This is a genomic window from Streptococcus sp. A25, from assembly GCF_043674095.1.
GTDB lineage: Bacteria > Bacillota > Bacilli > Lactobacillales > Streptococcaceae > Streptococcus > Streptococcus suis_V.
In genome coordinates this window covers 85,117-104,059 of record NZ_JBIMJO010000005.1, presented here as the reverse complement: position 1 = coordinate 104,059, position 18,943 = coordinate 85,117, and the positions used below count along the sequence as shown (strand labels likewise).

Annotated in this window: 19 protein-coding genes; 3 read left to right on the top strand and 16 right to left on the bottom strand. The window is 42.6% G+C overall.

Features of this window, described 5'->3' with window-relative positions; translation table 11 throughout:
* Nucleotides 1-62: 62 nt before the first annotated feature.
* From ACHBID_RS03550 to ACHBID_RS03510, 9 genes are all read right to left on the bottom strand, one after another.
* Nucleotides 63-491, bottom strand: coding sequence for a hypothetical protein (locus tag ACHBID_RS03550; RefSeq protein WP_394734387.1), 429 nt, complete (start codon nucleotides 489-491; stop codon nucleotides 63-65).
* A gap of 433 nt (nucleotides 492-924) precedes the next feature.
* Complete coding sequence (locus ACHBID_RS03545; RefSeq protein WP_394731490.1) at nucleotides 925-1,881, bottom strand: DNA/RNA non-specific endonuclease; 957 nt, start codon at nucleotides 1,879-1,881, stop codon at nucleotides 925-927.
* Nucleotides 1,882-1,986: 105 nt separating this feature from the next.
* Nucleotides 1,987-4,218, bottom strand: coding sequence for a DNA internalization-related competence protein ComEC/Rec2 (locus ACHBID_RS03540; RefSeq protein WP_394731491.1), 2,232 nt, complete (start codon nucleotides 4,216-4,218; stop codon nucleotides 1,987-1,989).
* Nucleotides 4,205-4,873 (bottom strand): helix-hairpin-helix domain-containing protein, encoded by a 669-nt coding sequence (locus ACHBID_RS03535; protein ID WP_394731492.1) that lies wholly within the window; start codon nucleotides 4,871-4,873, stop codon nucleotides 4,205-4,207. Before ACHBID_RS03535 ends, ACHBID_RS03540 begins: the two co-directional genes overlap by 14 nt.
* Nucleotides 4,874-4,946: 73 nt before the next feature.
* Nucleotides 4,947-5,693 carry a 1-acyl-sn-glycerol-3-phosphate acyltransferase gene (locus tag ACHBID_RS03530; RefSeq protein ID WP_172067372.1) on the bottom strand — a complete coding sequence of 249 codons (747 nt, stop codon included), beginning with the start codon at nucleotides 5,691-5,693 and terminating at the stop codon, nucleotides 4,947-4,949.
* A 92-nt stretch (nucleotides 5,694-5,785) separates the two neighbouring features.
* Nucleotides 5,786-6,646, bottom strand: coding sequence for an SAM-dependent methyltransferase TehB (gene tehB / locus ACHBID_RS03525; RefSeq protein ID WP_394731493.1), 861 nt, complete (start codon nucleotides 6,644-6,646; stop codon nucleotides 5,786-5,788).
* A gap of 514 nt (nucleotides 6,647-7,160) precedes the next feature.
* Nucleotides 7,161-8,792: an ABC transporter ATP-binding protein gene (locus ACHBID_RS03520; protein ID WP_394731494.1), complete on the bottom strand. Its 1,632-nt coding sequence runs from the start codon at nucleotides 8,790-8,792 to the stop codon at nucleotides 7,161-7,163.
* Between the two features lie 130 nt (nucleotides 8,793-8,922).
* Entirely contained in the window at nucleotides 8,923-9,780 is an 858-nt protein-coding gene (locus ACHBID_RS03515; protein ID WP_014637651.1) for an ABC transporter ATP-binding protein, read from the bottom strand.
* A 1-nt stretch (nucleotide 9,781) separates the two neighbouring features.
* Nucleotides 9,782-10,465, bottom strand: coding sequence for a hypothetical protein (locus ACHBID_RS03510; protein WP_253221738.1), 684 nt, complete (start codon nucleotides 10,463-10,465; stop codon nucleotides 9,782-9,784).
* 203 nt (nucleotides 10,466-10,668) lie between these two features.
* Between ACHBID_RS03510 and ACHBID_RS03505 the strand changes: the two genes are divergently transcribed.
* The 3 genes from ACHBID_RS03505 (at nucleotide 10,669) to ACHBID_RS03495 (ending at nucleotide 12,690) form a co-directional block, all read left to right on the top strand.
* Complete coding sequence (locus tag ACHBID_RS03505) at nucleotides 10,669-10,821, top strand: aureocin A53 family class IId bacteriocin (RefSeq protein ID WP_014637649.1); 153 nt, start codon at nucleotides 10,669-10,671, stop codon at nucleotides 10,819-10,821.
* A 175-nt stretch (nucleotides 10,822-10,996) separates the two neighbouring features.
* Nucleotides 10,997-11,362 carry a hypothetical protein gene (locus tag ACHBID_RS03500; RefSeq protein ID WP_153045617.1) on the top strand — a complete coding sequence of 122 codons (366 nt, stop codon included), beginning with the start codon at nucleotides 10,997-10,999 and terminating at the stop codon, nucleotides 11,360-11,362.
* A complete protein-coding gene (locus ACHBID_RS03495; protein WP_043026189.1) occupies nucleotides 11,362-12,690 on the top strand; it encodes a PH domain-containing protein in 1,329 nt (442 codons plus the stop codon). The genes ACHBID_RS03500 and ACHBID_RS03495 overlap by 1 nt, the downstream gene beginning before the upstream one ends.
* Before the next feature lie 90 nt (nucleotides 12,691-12,780).
* Here the strand turns inward: ACHBID_RS03495 and smpB are convergent, their stop codons facing one another.
* The 7 genes from smpB to mutM form a co-directional block, all read right to left on the bottom strand.
* Nucleotides 12,781-13,248, bottom strand: coding sequence for an SsrA-binding protein SmpB (gene smpB, locus ACHBID_RS03490; protein ID WP_014637647.1), 468 nt, complete (start codon nucleotides 13,246-13,248; stop codon nucleotides 12,781-12,783).
* A gap of 2 nt (nucleotides 13,249-13,250) precedes the next feature.
* Entirely contained in the window at nucleotides 13,251-15,620 is a 2,370-nt protein-coding gene (gene rnr, locus ACHBID_RS03485; protein ID WP_394731495.1) for a ribonuclease R, read from the bottom strand.
* A gap of 279 nt (nucleotides 15,621-15,899) precedes the next feature.
* Nucleotides 15,900-16,133 (bottom strand): preprotein translocase subunit SecG, encoded by a 234-nt coding sequence (secG, locus tag ACHBID_RS03480; protein WP_105110659.1) that lies wholly within the window; start codon nucleotides 16,131-16,133, stop codon nucleotides 15,900-15,902.
* A 46-nt stretch (nucleotides 16,134-16,179) separates the two neighbouring features.
* Entirely contained in the window at nucleotides 16,180-16,329 is a 150-nt protein-coding gene (gene rpmG / locus ACHBID_RS03475; protein ID WP_105122613.1) for a 50S ribosomal protein L33, read from the bottom strand.
* Complete coding sequence (locus ACHBID_RS03470; RefSeq protein WP_394731496.1) at nucleotides 16,329-17,534, bottom strand: multidrug efflux MFS transporter; 1,206 nt, start codon at nucleotides 17,532-17,534, stop codon at nucleotides 16,329-16,331. The genes rpmG and ACHBID_RS03470 overlap by 1 nt, the downstream gene beginning before the upstream one ends.
* Nucleotides 17,521-18,123 carry a dephospho-CoA kinase gene (gene coaE, locus ACHBID_RS03465; RefSeq protein WP_105110656.1) on the bottom strand — a complete coding sequence of 201 codons (603 nt, stop codon included), beginning with the start codon at nucleotides 18,121-18,123 and terminating at the stop codon, nucleotides 17,521-17,523. Before coaE ends, ACHBID_RS03470 begins: the two co-directional genes overlap by 14 nt.
* On the bottom strand, nucleotides 18,116-18,943 hold the full coding sequence (gene mutM, locus ACHBID_RS03460) for a DNA-formamidopyrimidine glycosylase (protein ID WP_105110655.1): 828 nt from the start codon (nucleotides 18,941-18,943) through the stop codon (nucleotides 18,116-18,118). Before mutM ends, coaE begins: the two co-directional genes overlap by 8 nt.

The following is an 18,943-nucleotide window of genomic DNA, read 5'->3' as shown; positions in this document are numbered from 1 at the left end:
ATCCTCCAGTTTTGTTTTTCTAACAGTATACTGGAGGAGGGAGTGAGTAGATAGATACCTTGTTATTGGGCGGTTACCATCATCTTGACCAAGGTTGCATAAGAATCCGAATCAAGGGCATCATAGAGACGGGATGGATTGAACTGGTTGCGGTAAAATTCCAAATAGGTATTCATATCTGGAAATTGGGAAATGTAGTTGCCCAGAGGTCCTTCTTGATAGGCCTTTTGCATCTGTTCTGTCCAGCTAGACTGAAGTTTGTTCCAAGAATCCAGGGCAGGATTGGTCATCCCAGTTTGGAAGGGCATGGTAAATCCATTGGTCGGATTCAAAGATTTGAGATAGTCAGTGAAGAATTGCTGCTGGGCGGTCAAAATATCTGCCATACCTTTTGGGCCATCTTCAGCCTGTTTTGGTATCAGACTTTGCCACTGCTCAGCCATTTTCTTTTGAGCCTCAAACCACTGATTGATCATATCGTATTGGGACATAAGATTCCTCCTTATAAGAATTCGGTCAATTCCTGGACCGTCAGGTTAGACAAGTGGGACAGTCTACCTACAATTCTTATCTTATTATAGAGAGTTTTCAATTTCAAGCTGTCATGCTCTAAATGCAACTTAGAGTTTTTTATAGCAACTAGTAGGCCAACTAATACATAAAAATAATACGACACTCACAGTTAGCTTTTGATACTCAGTCAAATTCAAAAAGAGTGAATATCAGTTCGTTTTCTCAATCAACAAAAACATATATAAGGTTGTTTTTTGTTAAAACCTAGCTAGTATGTCTATTCGCCTCTAGAGATTTCCAAAGATTTTCTCTAGAGGTCTCCCTCTCTTTCAGAATGGTTAGATTGAATTTTGCTAGGTTTGAGCAAACAAAAAGCAGGCTCATCATCAACAAGCCTGCTGTCATTCGTTATCATTCTTCCTTACTCGTATGTCGCTTGCCAAGGTCCTTAGCTTCTTGCTCCGACATGCTAATCACTTTTGACCAGTTGGTATTCTTAGGCATATTATCCTTGGAATACCAATAAACATCCGCCTTTCCATTACGGGCAATATAGACGACCGGAGCCAATTCCTGACTTGCTTCCGTACTTGGATTAGTCGCTTGCTGGCTGGATGCAAATGCTGTCGTCGAGCTACTTGCCGTTTCAGTTGGTACCAGACTAGGCTTGGCTGTCCCCGTCAAGTAGTCAATCTCCGCATTCTCAGAATAATTCTCCAAAACGACCCGCGTAATACCATAGGTATCGACAATCTCTTTTTCACTACCCAGCCGAATCTCCAGTAGATTCCCAGCCTGATCTATGCCTACGTATTGGAGCTCAATCTGGCGTGGCAGCAATTCATCGCCTCTATAAATCGGAGTTACCCGATAATCCAACCAATAGTTAGGATGGGTTGCCAGCCAAGAATCCAGACGATTTTCATAAAAAAGCATGCCTTCAATATTGGTGTCCTTGGTCCCTTTGTAATGACCACTATTGGTCCAGGCAGTCAGAGGAACCAAATTTTCACCCTGGTCGGTCAAGCCGCTGAACTGGTAGCCGATTAGGTGGCCACGATTGAAGAGATAGGCCTTCTTCCCATCCTTGTTATAGGTCAGTTTGTAATTGTGCCAGCCTACAGGATTGTATTTTATCCGAGGCTCCCGCTGCTTCTTGGGTTCATCCTTATCCTGCAATTGAATATGAGCAAATGTCGCACGCCTGAGATGGTCAAATTTTCCAAGAACCAACTGCTTCTGACCTGTAAAAGGCAGTAATTGCAAGCCCTGGTAGTCCACTTGATTGGCCAGGGTCACAGGCCCATTGCCGAAAAAGAAAATCGCCGTCAGAATGCCAAGGATGAGCCGAAAAATACGCCGTTTCATACATACTACTCCTTAGGATAAACGAAATCTGTCTATCATTAGTATATCATGAAATCGCTTCATATTCACGACAAAACTGAAACATCTTGGTCTGCTTAGCCCATCTTATTTCACCGTTTCAATCCGCCACTGCTGCCAGCCCCTAAACCGTACTGCTCCCTGCTGGTCCGTCCGATAAACATGCATTTTTTCATGTGCAAATCGCTCCAAGGTTTCTTGATGAGGGTGCTTGTAGCGGTTATTTTCCCCAGCAGATACCAGGGCAATCTTGGCCTTGATGTGGTCCAAAAATTCAGGATAGGAGGAGCCTTTGGACCCATGATGCCCCGCTTTTAAGACATCGACCGGCAGAGTGGGATAGGTCTCCACCAGCTCCAGCTCACTCTGCTCCAAATCCCCCGTAAAGAGGAAATTGGCCTGCAAGAGCCTGCCGTAAAGCACGATAGAATCATCATTGCCACCGTCACCTACGAGCTTGGGATAAAGCACCTCCAGATGAGAATCAAAAATCGGCAATCTATCTCCAACCTGCACCACTCTGACAGGCGCATTGACCGCTCTCAACTTCTCCACAAAGTCCGCATCGGTCACACTTCCCGGCGACACATAGATAGTTCCAATCTCCACAGCCTTGGCTACAGCCAAGAGGTCGCCCACATGGTCTGCATCGGTATGGGTCAAGACCAAACTGTCAATCCTGCCCACACCTCGACTATGAAGGTAAGGAATCAAGGTCTGCTCTGCATTGGCCTTGCGCGACCGCTCCTGCCAGGCCTCCTTGGCTGCAAAATCCACGCGCCCACCCACATCAATGAGCACCGTCCGCCCCCGCCAATCCCGCAGGAAAAGGCTATCTCCCTGCCCCACGTCCACCATGGTCACCTCGTTTTCCAGGGGATGTTTTGTCATGAAAAATAGCAGAGCGAGGACCATGCTGAGACCAATCAGCCATTTTTTCCGCCTGTGAAAATCATAGAGCAAGAAAAGACCGACCAGCAAAACCAGCAAGACCAGAGGTGATGGCTTGCCAAAAATCCACGGACGCAACCCCAAATCCGCCACCCAGACAATGATTTTCTCCAAGAGTACAAAAAATCCATTGACCCAAGTAATTTTGACCAAGGGTGACAGCAGGAAAATCAAGGACAGACCTGGTAGGAGCAAGACATCGAATACAAAGGAAAAAGTAAAGGTCAGCAGAATGGACAGGGGCTGGAAAGAATAAAAATAGCCGATTAGAATAGGTAAAATCCCAGCCGAAATAGCCAAACTTTCCACCACAATTTTCTTAAACCAGCCCAAGTCCTCGAAGTCAAAAACTGTCAGCAAGAAAGCGTAGGTAAAGGTCAGGACACCGCCTGCTGTCAGCAAAAAGCGTGGCATAATGAGCAGGCAGACAAAGACCGTCACCGCAAAGTTATCCAACTTCCGCAACCCCAGATTGCCCAGAATTTTCTGTACTAAAGACCGGACGACAGAAAACGACCAGCCTGTCAGACCAGCATAAACAAGTGAAAAGGGAATTTGAACCTTGTCCACCGTCTCCTTGGTCAGACCCAGCCGTAGGAGAATCCAACGAAACTTGTCCACAAAAAAGCCAACCTGCATACCAGACAGGGCAAAGAGGTGGATAATGCCCAGACTGGAATAGAGCTCACTCATCTGGTCAAAATCGCTATCCAACTCCCCAAACAAAAGCCCCGTCATATAATGGCTCATGGGAGCAGGGAAATTGGTTTTCACATAGACCAGAGCCTTTCTTCGCAGGCTAGATAGCCAGTCCAGAGGATGCCAGCTCACAACCTTGTCAACCTTATAAATAGCCACAACCTTGACCGTCCGATAAATGCCCTGGGTCCGCAAATAGGCAGCATAATCAAAACCATTGAAATTACGCTGACCGGCTGGCCGGCTCACCTCAGTCTCTACCGTCAGGTCAACCAGGTCCGACAGATTTTGAAAAGCCTCCTGCTCCTCTTGGCTGGTCAATTTGTAGAAGGCTTGGTAAACTCGCCCGTCAGCCCGACCGCGAAAGGACAGGCTGTCTCCATTGATGTCAATGGTATCTGGAATGACCAGTAGGGTCGTCACTTGCTCAGGGGCTGACTGGTCTGCCCTGGTCCATTGATACAACTGAAATCCGAAGAAGAGACCACATAGGCCTAAAAGCGCCAGCAGTCTGACTAAAGCCTTCTGCCCCTGCTGCAAGCAGAAGACCACCAAGAGAAAACTGAGCAGGCCTATTGCCAAAAGCGAAAAGCGATGAACCACAAAATATAGGGAGATGACTAAAAAGGCCAGGTGGATAGGCTGGCAGGGGAGCTTAAACCGTGACATAAGGCCGGATGTTCTCCAGGGTCTTGTCGCCGATACCCGACACATTATTGAGGTCGTCGACGCTCTTGAAGCCACCATTGGCCTCCCGATAGGCGATAATGTCCGCCGCCCGTTTGGCCCCGACGCCTGAAATAGTCTGCAGCTCCGCCTCGGTCGCCGTATTGAGATTAACTAGACCTTGCTTGTCGTCTTGGTTTTGGGACATAGCAGAGCTGGGATTGCTGCTTGCCACCACCGAGATATTTTCACCTTGACTAGCCACATAGACCACCGCTTCGTCGCTCAGCTTCTGAGCCAGATTGACTGACTTCTGATCTGCCTCCTGGGAAAATCCACCCGCAGCCAGCAGGGCATCGTTGACCCGGCTGCCATTTTCAAGGGTATAGAGCCCCGGCTTTTTCACCGCTCCCTTGACATCGACCACCAACTGGCTGCTCACTTCAGTCGAGCTAGATGCTGTTTTCGTTTGGTCCTCAGACGATGCAGAGCTTGTCTGCTCTGTCCTGGTTAAGTCAGCTAGACCTGTTTGATCAACGGATTTGGCGGGTTGGCTAAAGAGCAGAAAGCTGGTCAAAATGACCCCTGCCGCAGCCGGCAGACCAATCTGCCACTTATAGTTTTTCAATATTTCGATATAAGAATGGATATTGTTCATTTTACTACCTCCAACTAGTAAGTGCGTAAAAGAACAGAAAAAAACTCACAAAATTTGCGAGTTTTTTATCTCCTTATTTCTTGTCCAATTCAACCGATGGATTCCAGACGAAACTAGCCAGGTAGCTAAATATATAGGTCAGTCCCAAAATCAAGGCCACCAGCAAAAGTATCGGAATACGGTAGATATAGGTCAAGACATTTGGTTTTTTCTTGGTTTGGAAGGAGCCAGCGTAGTCGTCCAGACGCTTGAATTCCTTTTCGATACGGCCTGTTACCTCAGCTGTTCCTGCATCGTCCATGCGCTTGATGTCTAAAATATCAATTGGATTGCCAAAAGCCACATCAATCCGCTCACCAGCCAACAAGCCCTTGAGGGTCAGAGGACCGACATAGGTAGCAGGCATGAGCTTGACCTTGGCAGACTTGGCAATCACAGCCACACCACCTTTGAGCTCAGATGAATGTCGGCTACCAGACGGAAACATGACCAGCGAACGGTCGCTTTTTTTCAACATGTTAACTGGATACTTGATGGCTGCCATACCAGGATTTTCACGGTCAATAGGAAAGGCACCACACTTGCGAATCCACCAACCAAAGCCACGGTCCTTGAAGAGTTCCTTTTTGGCCATAAAGATAAATTGCTTTGGTGCCGCCGCATAGCCCATGAAAACAGGGTCCCAGAAGGTCTTGTGAGGAGCAATCAGAATATAATTCTCTTCCTTGGGCAGGATATTTTCCTTGTCATGGTAGTGAATATTGCCATTGACAGCCCAGAGTAAAAATGATAGTAATGTTCGTAAATAAGCGTAAAACATAGATTCTCCTTTTTATCCCTTCTATTATAGCATAGTTTGAAAAATGGTGCTGCCTTTTCTCTGGTAAACTTGGTTCTAATCAAAATATGATATCACAACTTTTTTCTTGCCAACATGGTCGCAAAGCGCATCTTGAGGAAATTACCATTTTCATCACGCTTATGAAGTTGACCAAAGTCTTCATTGTACTTAACCAAGTCCCAGTCACGGTAGTATTCCTTCAATTCACCTGAACCAAAGGTAAAGGAGAAATTCATAGGACAGGGCGCATCTTCCGTATCCATAGCCGCCACAATCAAGTTATAGCCACCCGCCCGTGTCTGCTCCTGCATATTGCAGATAATGGCTGGCACTCGATCCCGCTCCAAGAACATGAAGACCACAGTTGAGATAATCCAGTCGTAGTCCTGCTCCAAACTAGCTGAGTTGATATCGTAAATCCCAGCTTGCAAGTCTAAATCCTCTGCTTCCTTGACCTGCAAGAGCGTCTGAATGCTCAGTACCTGCTTATCAACTGCCGTCACCTCAAAACCTTGCTGGGCCAAGTAGAGACTGTTCCTGCCATGACCACAGCCCAAGTCCAAGACTTTACATGGCTCGATGATTTTCAAGGCCTCCAAGACCTCCGAATGCGTCCGCGTGTAGTCATATTTTTTTGCAAAATAATCCTCCGGCTGACAGAAAAATTCCAAGAAAAACTCCGTATCCTCTGTCAACAAGGCCACCTTATGCCACACCTGTGGCTCTACAAAAGGAACATCATCTGTCGGACCATAGACGAAAGTCGCAATACTTAAATCACTTTCATCCATCAGTTCAAATCTCAGTTGACCTTTCAAGACCTTAATCTTCCCCCAAGTTCCGACCTTGGTATTGTGTCGCTGTAAAAAGTGCTGAGGAACGGTCTCCTGATTCCAAATGGGCATGCGTTTATAAGGAACTAAAACTGTCATGACTTCTCCCTCTTTCTAATACACCTAGTTTATCACAAAGAAATCTCCCCTTCAATCCGTTTTTTTCTTAACTTGGAGTGAACTCCAAGGTGTATTATATAGAAAACTAGAAAGGTTACTTACTAATAAATGTAGGTGTATAGTAAATATGAAAACAGCTATTTATGAAAAAGCCGATAAGATGACTGTTGCAGAAATTGAAAAGCCAAGCCTACAAGGATATGGCAAATCGTAAAACTATTAAGTCTATGGTGACAGTGGATTAATATTCTTCGAAAATCAAAGTCAAACATTGTTGACTTGATTTGATGACTGAAAAGCTCCTGTGGAGGTTTTCAGCCTGCTCCCTTGAAATATAAAAAGAACAGAGTTCTATCTGCTCTTGGAGAAACAAAGACGTTCGCCTATCTCCAAAGTTTCGGGGAACCTTTGGAGGTAGGTGAATTCTGATTTTAATTAAGTAAAATACAAAAAGAAACCTCCAGAAATCCTAGTACTCCTGGAGGTTCTTATTTTATATACTACTCAACTGCCAACTCCCCCCACCAGTCAACTCTAATTGCTGATTACAAATCTCTAAAATTTTCTTTCGATGTGTAATAGCAATAAAAATAGCAGGGTTTTCATCTAGGTAGGATGCAATCGTGGCAACGACCGAGTCTTCAGTTGCTTGGTCCAAGGCTGAGGTCGGTTCATCGTAAATCAGTACATCAACTGATTGATTTAAACTTCTAGCGATTCCAATACGCTGTCTTTCTCCACCTGATAGAGAGTGTTTGCTGTCAACTTCTCGCCCCAACAAATCTTCCAGATGCAAGCCTTCAATGACCTGTTCTGAGAGTTCCCATCCTTGATCAAACTGGATATTCTCGCGTACCCCAGCCGCAAATAAAAAGACATCTTGAGGTAAATAGGATATACGAACCAATAAATCTTCTGTCTCAAAATCGAATAGATTTTGTCCGTTCACTAAAATATGACCACTAGTTGGATGAAGAATTCCTAGCAACAATTTTGACAAGGTTGACTTACCACTGCCTGTCTGCCCAACAACTGCCAAACGACTACCGACTTCTAACCTCAAATCTAACTCTTGAATCATATTCTGATTGGACTCATAAGCAAAGCAAACCTTCTGAAGTTCCAAGGTCTGAATTCTGCTTAATTTCTGCTTCAATACAGGCCTTTCTACTGATTCCTCATGCTTAAAAAATTCCTGCAATCGTGGTAACGCGACATCAGCTTGTTGTTTTAACCGATTCAGCGTTGCGATGCTAAAAACAGGATCTAAAATCCAATGTGTATAGGACTGCAAGGTAAATAAACTGCCTAAAGTCAACTTCCCTTGTAATACTAGAAAGACACCAACTCCTAGAATCGTGATGGGAATAATGGAATAAAAGAAATTCATAAATGCACTATCTAAGGACGACACTCGCAATACTTGTGTTTTTGAAACCAGATAGCGATTTAAAGAATCTTGAAAACGTCTCTTAAAAAATGTATCTTTCAGACCGAGTTTAATAGTTTCTCGACCTTGCAATAATTCGACCGTATCCTCCATTACCTTAGAATAAGATTCGCTTTCAGTCTGAATTCTGGGCTTAATACTCTTATTGAGAGCTAAATAGATACAAGTATAAGATACAAAAATACCAAAGATAATGACTGTTAGTTCAAAACTAGTTACAAAGAAAATACTATAGATGATCAGCAGGCGCGTCATAAAAATAATGGTCTCTGGAATCAAATAGACCAAGTATTTTGCATAAGTCTCACTATCATTCAGAATTTTATTAAGTTTATCACCATTTTCCTGATGATTGAAGGAAGACAGAGGCTCTCCCAATGCAGCTGACATGACATGATAACGCATAAGCATAATCCCTTTTGACAGAGTCTGTTGAAAGAAGAAATCTTTTATATAATAGATTAGAAAATCTAAGATAGAAACTAGTACTAGTAGAAAAATTGTATGATAGATGGCATCCATTCTCCCCCCTTGATTGATTTGACTTATTTGGTCAATCAAATAGCCAATCAAGATGGGTTGGCTAAGGGAAAAGAGAATCGATAGTAATTGAAAGAAGAAGGTTACCAATCTCTGTATCCGAATCGGCTTTAAAGTCTGTTTAAAAGTAGTCATCGCTTCCTCCTTTTGGCTCTCTAACTTAATATATCACAATGTACTCTACATTTCTACCCCATTACTCCATGAAAAAGACCAGGATTTCTCCCAGTCTTAGCGACTATTGATCGCCTTCGTACGTTTGGGCTCATTGCCCATATATAATATCTCTCAATGACCTTCTATAGAGGTAAAACTCGTCAATGTACTCTGATACTTCTTGTAATGTTTGAAAAACAGAATAAATCGTGTCGCCTTTTGAAAGTTTAATCAAAAGAGTTTCTGAATCAATTTGCTCTGGAAAATACTCTGTCAACTTCGATTGTAAAAGATCAATGTTTCTAACCCTAAGGATATACTCTATCCAAGAATCTTTCTCTGTCAAACACGTTCTAGAAGTAATGTCTATAACAGTTCCTTCTCTTGTAATCTTGCCATCTTCCAATACATAAATATAATCAGAAACTCTCTCTAATTCTTCTAAATTGTGCGATGTTAATAAGATTGCCGCACCATTCTTTTTCAATGTCAGAATAATCTCTAACATCTTTTGAGCAGATGGACCATCTACTCCTGATGTTGGCTCATCAAAAATATAGTTTTGGAAATTTCCGATAGCAGCTTGTATGAAGCTAATCTTCTTTCTCATTCCAAATGAATAGCCTTGAATCTTCTTTTGTAAATCATCTTTGATTCCTAGTATTTCAGCATATTTTACAGCTTCTTCCCTAGGAACGTTTTTCAAGTCTGATATAAAGTTTAAAAATTCAAGACCTGTAACATCCTCAAACATAGCGTTTGCATCTGGCATCACAGAGACATTTCCAGACTGAACTGTTCCTCTATCTGAAAAATAATAACCCATTATAATTGCTATTAAAGTGGACTTCCCTGCTCCATTACTACCAATGATAGATGTGATTTCTCCATCTGATGCAGTCATAGTTATGCTGTCCAAAACCATGTTTTCCTTAAATGATTTGGAAATGTCCTTCACTTCAATCATCTTATATCTCCTTCTTCTCAAAAACTGAAACCCCTATACCTAAAAAAACAACTGACAAGAGCATTAAAAATAGAACTTCCCATGTTTTTTCAATATAATGATAGGGAGTGATCCATAACAACAGTTCCAAAAAATCATGATTGACAAAGTTAGAAAACACAAAAATAGTAGGGTAAATAATACTAATAATGATGTTCACTAGCATAGCTGTTCGATCATTTTTACTAATCGTGGAAATAAATGTGATAATCGAAAGCATATAAAAATAAAAAATACTAATATTACAAAACTGTTGGAAAGAAAAAACTGCATCTTTTCGAAACACAAGTACAACTATGGTTGAAATCAAAATTTGTAAAAGGAAAAACACAAAGGACATTAAAAACTTTGAAAAATAGAGTGCCCGCCGAGATTGATAAGGCAAAATAAATCTAAAATCTCTTGATGATATCCCTTGAGAAATAATATTAGAGAACAGGGATGCACCGAATAGAAAGCCGACAAAAGCAAAAACGGCATACATCACTTTCAAAATTGCTATTCCATCGGAATTATCAAAGATTCTTCCAACACTATCTCCGTATCTAATGAAAAGATAAGTGATGAAAAAATAGACTGCTGAGACAATCGCTGTTTTAAAGGATTTTAAGTCTCGCTTCATGTAAAATAAAAATAGTGAGGCCAAATTTATTCTCCCTTCATGTAATACAGTCCATTTTATCAAAAAAACGAACCACTCTCAACTTTTTTCAAAAAACAGAAGCAAATAACACTAAAAGACGAACATTAGGCAAGCAAATAGATAAATGATACGATTTTTGTTGACAATCTTTTTCTTTGTTTTATAATCAAACTGTGGGTAACCCCCACAGAAGGAGGAGAAATATTATGAAAGCATTATTAAATTGGTTGTTTAAAGTATTAAAAGCAGCCTACTATTGGGCTAAAAATAACTGGAAAACTGTCCAGAAATGGCTAGATATTGGGATGTACTTTGAATGGATTCTTTCTAAAATTAAACAGATTTTAGGAATTAAATAACGACATTGTCTAATTTTATTCATGCAATGTCATTAAAATAAAACTCCATAAAATATGGAGTTTTATTTTAACTTTTAGATATTATAAGGACTGATTATCGGCTATGGAGAAAAAAATCATTTCTCATTCAAACAATTATTTGTACCACGAATTTTTATTGAGTATATTTTATACTATGCTATCCATTTTTGTCTCGCTTGCAGTGTCTATATTTTGGAATATCACATGGTATCATTATGTTTTGGTGTTTATTTGCTCAATTTCTTGCATAAATCTAATAAGAGAATTTTTCCTCAATAAAACTTGGTATATTACTGTTGAAAAAAATAAAATAATCTGTTCTTACGGAACTATATTAAAAATAGAAAAAGTGGTACTCCTATCCAAAGTATACAGTTTTGAAATAAAAGAAAATTTCCTCTCCAGTAAACTAGATTGTTATAATATTGCTTTGAAAACTTTAGATTCTGAATTTGAAATTAAAGGAATCGCTCATGGCGATTTACAGGCCATTGTACAGCATATAGAAAAACTGTCTTAATGAAAAAAATATTACTACTACTTAAATACATATATGATTTCACAAAAGCGATGATAGCTAATTACAGCTTTTTGCTATTTTTTAACAACGAACTAGCTACTAAATTTTTTATTTTTTCAACTATAATAAGTGCTTCATTTTTGATTTACAGAATCATCTACTATTCGAACTATTTTAATTTTGAGTTCACCACAAATTATTTAATAGTAAAAAAAGGAATCTTTCTCAAGAAAATATATAAAGTAAGATACTCCAAGATACTTGGTTATGAATTTCACCAGAATCTTCTTTTTAGATTTTTTCAAATTTATCAGGTTCAAATTTTTTTCCCTGATACCGGTGATAATAAATCAATTACTCTCCCCATTTTGAATAACGAAGAAAAAAATTATTTGTCCAATAAACTTCTAATTACTGATGAAGAAACCAGCAACAATGAACCAAATGTTGACAATTTATACCCAGTAATTCCTTTACCAATTTATAAAATTGTTCTTTCTGCTTTTATTAGCTCAAACTATCTTTACATTTATACAATTTATTGGACTATTTCTGAAATTCTTCAATACTTAGATATCCATTTTGATAAATATTTATTTATTTTTTATTATTCTAACCCACTATATGTCTCCTTTTTTATATTAATTATAATACTATCACTGACTAGTATTGCCAAACAAATATGGGACTATATCAATTTTAAAGTTTATAATACTGAACATTCATTAATCATTTCAAACGGGATATTTCAAAAAAATCTTATAGAAATAAATAAAATAGATATTAGCTATCTTGTCCTAAAGCAGTCTTTAGGACAAGCAGTTTTTAAGATTTGTTCCTTACATGCTGGTATCTTTAACGTTAAATCTGATTCAAAAAATAAAATTAATACTTTATTCCCCCACCAGTCTATAAATAATTTTTCTAATGATTTATTAAATATCTTGCCAACTTTCGATATAGAAGACCTCCCAATAAAAAAACTTTTAAAATTCCCAGTATATGAAGTAGTTTGCTCGTTAGTCCCTCTTATTTTTATCTATACAATCGTACAATTGCATTTTTCTATCATTTCATTTGCAACCGAAATAATTATGTATATTTTTTATACCTTCCTTCTTGAATGTAAATTTGCCAAATTTGAAGAAAGAGAAAACTATATAATAATCAAAAGAGGATTGTTGTTAAAAAAAATTTTCATCACTGATAAAAGTCACCTAGAATGGGAAATAAAGTACCAATTTTATAACTATTTGACTATTAGAAAATTGGGAATTAAACTGCAAAAATTTAAAAAGTTATACTTTTTAATGCTAAAAAATAAATAGAATTATAGACTTCCTACTATATAAAAAAAACAAATACAGTAGTTCATTCTGGCTCTATTATTCAATGGATTGGATACTAGCACACCAAACTCATCTCGCATTAATCGCCTTCATGGTCCGCTTAATATCACGGTCTTGCTCACGGCGTTTAATTGACTCCCGCTTATCGTAGTCGTGCTTCCCTTTGGCAAGCCCTATCAGGACCTTGGCAAAGCCATCCTTGATATAGACTTTGAGCGGCACCAGGGTCATCCCTGTTCCCTTGACCTCATTGCCCAAGGACTCGATTTGCTTCTTTCGTAAGAGAAGTTTGCGGGTCCGCGTTGGCTCCTGGTTCCAGATATTGCCCTCATCATAGGGAGCGATATGGACATTGACCAACCAAGCCTCGCCCTGCTTGATCTGGGCAAAGCCGTCCTTAAGGTTGATCCGCCCCGCACGAATAGACTTAATCTCCGTCCCCGTCAGGACCATCCCCGCCTCCACTGTATCGACAATGGTATAGTCGTGGCGGGCTTTTTTATTCTGTGCAATCACATTGCCCTCACCCTTGGCCATGCCTATCTCCTTTTCTTCTTGTTCTTTTTAGCCACTTCTTTGTAAAATGGTTTCTTTTTCTTGTCTTTTTTACCACTTTTTGACTTGTGGTCTTTCCCAGACTTGTGACGTCCGCTGTCGCGACCAGCAGCTTCTTGCTTGTGGTGCTTGCCCCGTCCTCGCCCTGATCGATCATCACGGTCACGGTTGGAGTGACTAGCAGTTCTCCGCTTAGCTTTCAAAGCTTTTTCTACGATATCCAGCTCGGACGGCACGTGGGCAAAATCGATTTCCCCTGTCATCTTGTCCGCCCGCGTTAGCTTGATACGGATTGGCTGACCGACACGGAAGACACGACCTGATTTCTCACCCTGCAAGGTCAGAGTTCGCTCGTGGAACTGGTAGTACTCGTTGAGGTTGGTGATATGAATCAGGCCTTCAACCGTGTTTGGTAACTCGACAAAAAGACCAAACTTGACCACGCTAGCCACGACACCATCAAACTCTTGCCCGACAAATTCTTGCATGAACTCTGCCTTCTTCATGGCTTCGACTTCCCGCTCTGCCTCAATGGCACGGCGTTCTAAACTGGACGAAGACTTGGCAAGCTCAGGAATAACCTGCTCAAAATGCTCTGCTTTTTCCGCAGGATTGTGACCATAGTCTCGCACCATACGGTGTACCAGCAGGTCAGGATAGCGGCGGATAGGGCTGGTGAAGTGGGTGTAGAACTCGGCACCCAGTCCGTAGTGGCCGTGGTTGTGCTCCGAGTAGCGTGCCTGCTGCATGGAACGGAGCAACATCATGTTGAGGACATCCGCATAGGGTTCATCCTTGACTCGCTCCATGAGATCCTGAAGGGCGTCCTGGCTGATAGAGCTGGCCGTCCCGTAAACCGTCAGACCAAAGCTGGTCGCATAGTCGATGAACTTCTGCAACTTGTCTGACTTGGGCTCCTCGTGGATCCGATAGATGAAAGGCAGGTCCAACTTGGCAAAATGCTCGGCAACGCACTCATTGGCCGCCAACATGAAGGACTCAATCATCCGCTCGGCAATGCCCCGCTGACGCAGTTGAATATCGACTGGCAGACCATCCTTGTTGACGATGATTTTGGCTTCTGTCGTGTCAAAGTTGAGGGCACCGCGTTTGTAGCGCATGGCTTCTAGCGTCTCATGGAGTTTGACCATGAGCTCAACACTTGGCACGATTGCCTTGTATGTAGCAAGCTTTTCCTGATTTCCAGCAATCATGTCATTGACATCAGAATAGGTCATGCGGAAGGTCGTTTTGATGACCGTTTGGCCAATCCAGTGCTTGACCACCTTGCCCTTGCGGTCTATTTCCATAATAGCCGACTGGGTCAGGCGATCCACGTTTGGATTAAGGGAACAGATACCGTTTGACAGGCGTTCTGGCAACATGGGTACCACACGGTCGGTCACATAGACAGAGGTTCCCCGCTTGACAGCTTCCTGGTCCAAGGCAGAGCCTTCGGTCACATAGTAGCTGACATCGGCAATATGGACACCCAGTTCCAGATTGCCATTCTTGAGTTGCTTGATATGTACCGCATCGTCCAAGTCCTTGGCATCCGCACCATCGATAGTAAAGATGATTTCATCCCGCAGGTCCAAGCGGCCTTCAAAGTCCTGTTCAGACGGACTTTCTGGTACCCGATTGGCCTCCGCCAAGACTTCATCAGGAAACTCCGACACGATGTCCATCGACTCCAAAACTTCCAAGACATCAATCCCCACATCGTCCTTATGCCCCACCACATCCCGAATGGTCGCGACAAAGTGGTCCCGTTTCTTGTTTGGATAAGCTTCGATATCAACTTTTAGGATTTCCGTTCCGGTCAATACCAGAGGTGACTTCTTGATATAAATCTTCTGAGCGATTTTCTGGTTTTTAGACTTGATGTAGCCTGCATATTCTGGCTTGTCTTCGTCAAAAACAATCAAGCCCACCGCAGTTTTCAGGCTATGTTCCAAAATATCAATGACTTCCGCTTCCGCAGCCGTCCCCTTGAGCCTGTCCGCCACTTTCTTGATCGCCACTTCCACTCGGTCGCCCTCAATAGCGAAGTTGACATCATCACGGCTGACAAAGAGGTCATCTTCCTCCTCGTCAATGGTCACAAAACCAATGCCTGACTTGTGGGCACGAAAAATCCCCTGTAAAGTGACCTTGTTTTTGGATACTTTTGGAGCTGGCAGAGCAATTCGACCCGCATTGTCAAAGACAAGCTGACGGCTACCTTCCATGCTGGAAACCAGCTTGACCAAGTCAGTAAACGCCTTGGCTGAACTAGCCTGCAAGTGGTCCGCTAGTTGGTCCATGGTCACAGGACCTGCTTCTGTAATATAGTTTAAAATATCTTTTTTCATTTATCTTTACCAAAGTGCTAGGAATATCCCTAGCTCTACTTTTCTAAATTTGCGTCATCATTTCAGCGCAGTGGTTGATTGGAAATTTTGTTCGCATTTTATTCTCCAAAATTTCCTAATCAACTGTACAGGGTGTGAGTAAAACGATCTAGGAATAGACCGTTTTAGCCTGAACCTAGAAACGCGAGAGTTCAGTTGAACTTCTTTTGATTAGTCAAATTCTGTCCCACTCCCAAAAAAATAGACCAAGAGCATTGCCCCAGTCTACATTTGATTCTATTAATTACTTGAAATGATAACCAGAACCAGCGCATTGAGCAACCAAAGGGCAACTAGAATGGCTGTAAAACGCTGCATCACTGCCTCAAACCCACGCGCCTTTGTCCGCTCAAAAAGAGCACCACTAGAAGCATCAAAGACATTACTTGATTGGTTTTTAGCTGGCTGAATAAAAATCACCGCCACAAGAATAACAGATAAAATCAACAGAATGGTTAATAATACTTGATACATACTTTTTTCACTTTCTTAAATAACTCCTGCTATTATACCACAGAATCTATTTCGTTTCAAGGTGGAGGGTTACTTTTCTCTCCTTGGGGCAGTATTTCAAGACCTGGATTTTATCCGGATGGGTCTTGGCATTCTTGCTAGTCAAATAATTCTTACTGCCACATTCAGAACATTGCAAATTGATTTTTACTCTCACTAGACTTCCCTTACTTTCAAGTAGTTTCTAAAATTCACCAAGGACCAAATCAGATTAAACAAAACCAGAGCGCTAGACACATAAAACACCCAATCATAGCCTAGATGAGCAGCAGTCGTTGACCCAATCATGGGTCCCACAACCGAACCTAGATTATTAAAAATCTGATTGTAGGAGAAAATGCGCGAAATCCCTTCTTTGGGCGTTAACTTGGTCAAGAGGGAATTGACCGACGGCAATAGAGCTCCCGTACCAAAACCATAGAGAAAGCGCAGTACACCCAGCTGGAAAGGACTTTGGGCAAAGACGCAGAGGACATTGATCAAGAGACTGTAGGCCAAGGCCATGAGCAGCAACCTGTGATTGCCAATTCGGTCCCCCAATTTCCCCAAAGGACCTGAAGTCACCAGCGAGGCCATGCCCGGCAGGGAAATAATAAATCCAGCTACAAAAAGCAGATTGTCCGTCTGACCCAGATGCCGCACATAAAGAGTTAAAATCGGCACGATAGCCTGAGCCGCCGCAATGATAATCATGGAAGTGATAAACAGTCCCACCATCATCTGCTTGTCCTTGATTTGATGAAAGAGCTCTGCAATCATCATCTGCTGCCCCTTTGCCATCGGCTTGAAATCTTCACGAATATATAAAACTGTCAAAACCGCCACCAAGAGATAGAGCAAACCGACCAGCAGAAAGACATTGTGAATCCCCACTATTTCCGCCAAAAAACCACCCAGAGTCGGGCCAATCAAGTTACCCGCCACAGCCCCTGTTGACAAGGTTCCCAGAGCATAGCCTGTCTTGTCCTTGGGCACCTGACTGGCCACTAGAGCCGTCGCATTGGGAATATAACCTGTAAACATCCCATTCAACACACGCAGGACAATCATCCAAAAAACATTTGGCACAAAAGCCATCCCACCCATGGTGAAAATCATAGCAAAAGCCGCCCGCACCATCATGGGCTTGCGACCATAACGGTCCGCCAAACTCCCCCAAATCGGTGCCATAATAGCTGCCGCCAGGGCATTGGTCGACACAGCCAGACCAGCAAAATACTCCACCTGACTGCCAGTCACTCCCAACTCCTCCACAAAGACCGAGATAAAAGGCATGACCAAGGTAAAACTAACCCCCGTCAAAAAATTCCCAATCCAGGCCACCTTCAAATTCTGCTTCCAGCAACTACTACCCTCGTCCATTTCCAATCTCCTCCACCAAAGACGCCACCTGCGCCAAGGTCGCCTCCCGCGACCCACTGTTATCAATCACCTTATCTACCCGTTCTTTTTTCTTTTCTAAAGAAAGCTGCGCTGCCAAGCGATTCTCCGCCTCCTGCAGGCTATAGCCGTTGCGAGCCATGAGCCGTGCCAACTGCTGGCGCTCATCGACATAGACCAGCCAGACCTCATCGACCTCCCCGCTATAATCCAACTCGTAGAGCAGGGGAATATCCATGAAAACCACTTCTTCTGTCTGTGATAGCAAATCCCGTCGTGCCAACAGTTCTTGCCGAATAATCTGGTCCTGTAGTTCAGACAAGCGTGCCCGCAGCTGGCTATCCGCAAAGACCTGCTGGCCCAATTTTACTCGGTCCAATTGACCATCAGCTGCTAGAATTGCCGGACCAAACTCCTCCAGCAAGACCTGATAGAGCCGTCCGCCCTTTTTCTGCAAGTCATGAACCACCCCGTCTGCATCGATGACCTGATAGCCCTTCTCTCGTAAAAAAGCTGTCACTGTTGACTTACCCGACGCGATACCGCCTGTTAATCCGATTACCTTAGCCATTTTTCACCTGACACTTGGGACAGAAATGTGTACCCCGCCCGCTCAACTGGATTTTGATAATCTCTGTCTGGCAACGGGGACAGGCCTGTCCTGTCTTTCCATAAACTTGTAAATAATCCTGCATGGTCCCGTCCATGCCCAAGGCATTCTTATAGGTCCGAATGGTTGAGCCACCTTTTTCGATACCCAGTTGCAGGACTTCAATGGTGGCTTGACGGAGGTCTGCCACCTGCTCTGCCGACAGCAGATTACTTGTTTGAGCAGGATGAACTTGTGCCTTGAATAAAACCTCATCGACATAGATATTGCCCAAACCAGCCACCAAAGACTGGTCCAAAAGATGTGCCTTAATGGGCTTTCTCGACTTAGCTAACTTGAGTGCAAATTCTTCTAGGACAAAATCTTCCTCCGTCGGCTCAGGACCAATTTTTCGACTGATAAAATAGGCATCCACATCTGCCTTGCCCAGCAGTTCCATTGTCCCAAACTTGCGGACATCTTGATAGACCAAGGTTGAGCCGTCTGTGAAGGTAAAAAAGGCATGGAAATGCTTGTTTATAGGCACCACATCATGGAAGAGATTGTACTTGCCCTCCATACGCAGATGGGAAATCAGCACAAAATCTGTCAGATAGAGGAGCAAATATTTACCCCGACGGTCCACCTCCATGATGGTTTGACCAACCAACTGCTCACGAAAGCTGTCCGCACCAGTCACAATCATACGAGGATAGTCCACCCGGACACGTTCAATTTTCTTACCTTTGACAAGACGATTGAGCCCACGACGAACCGTCTCAACCTCTGGAAGTTCGGGCAT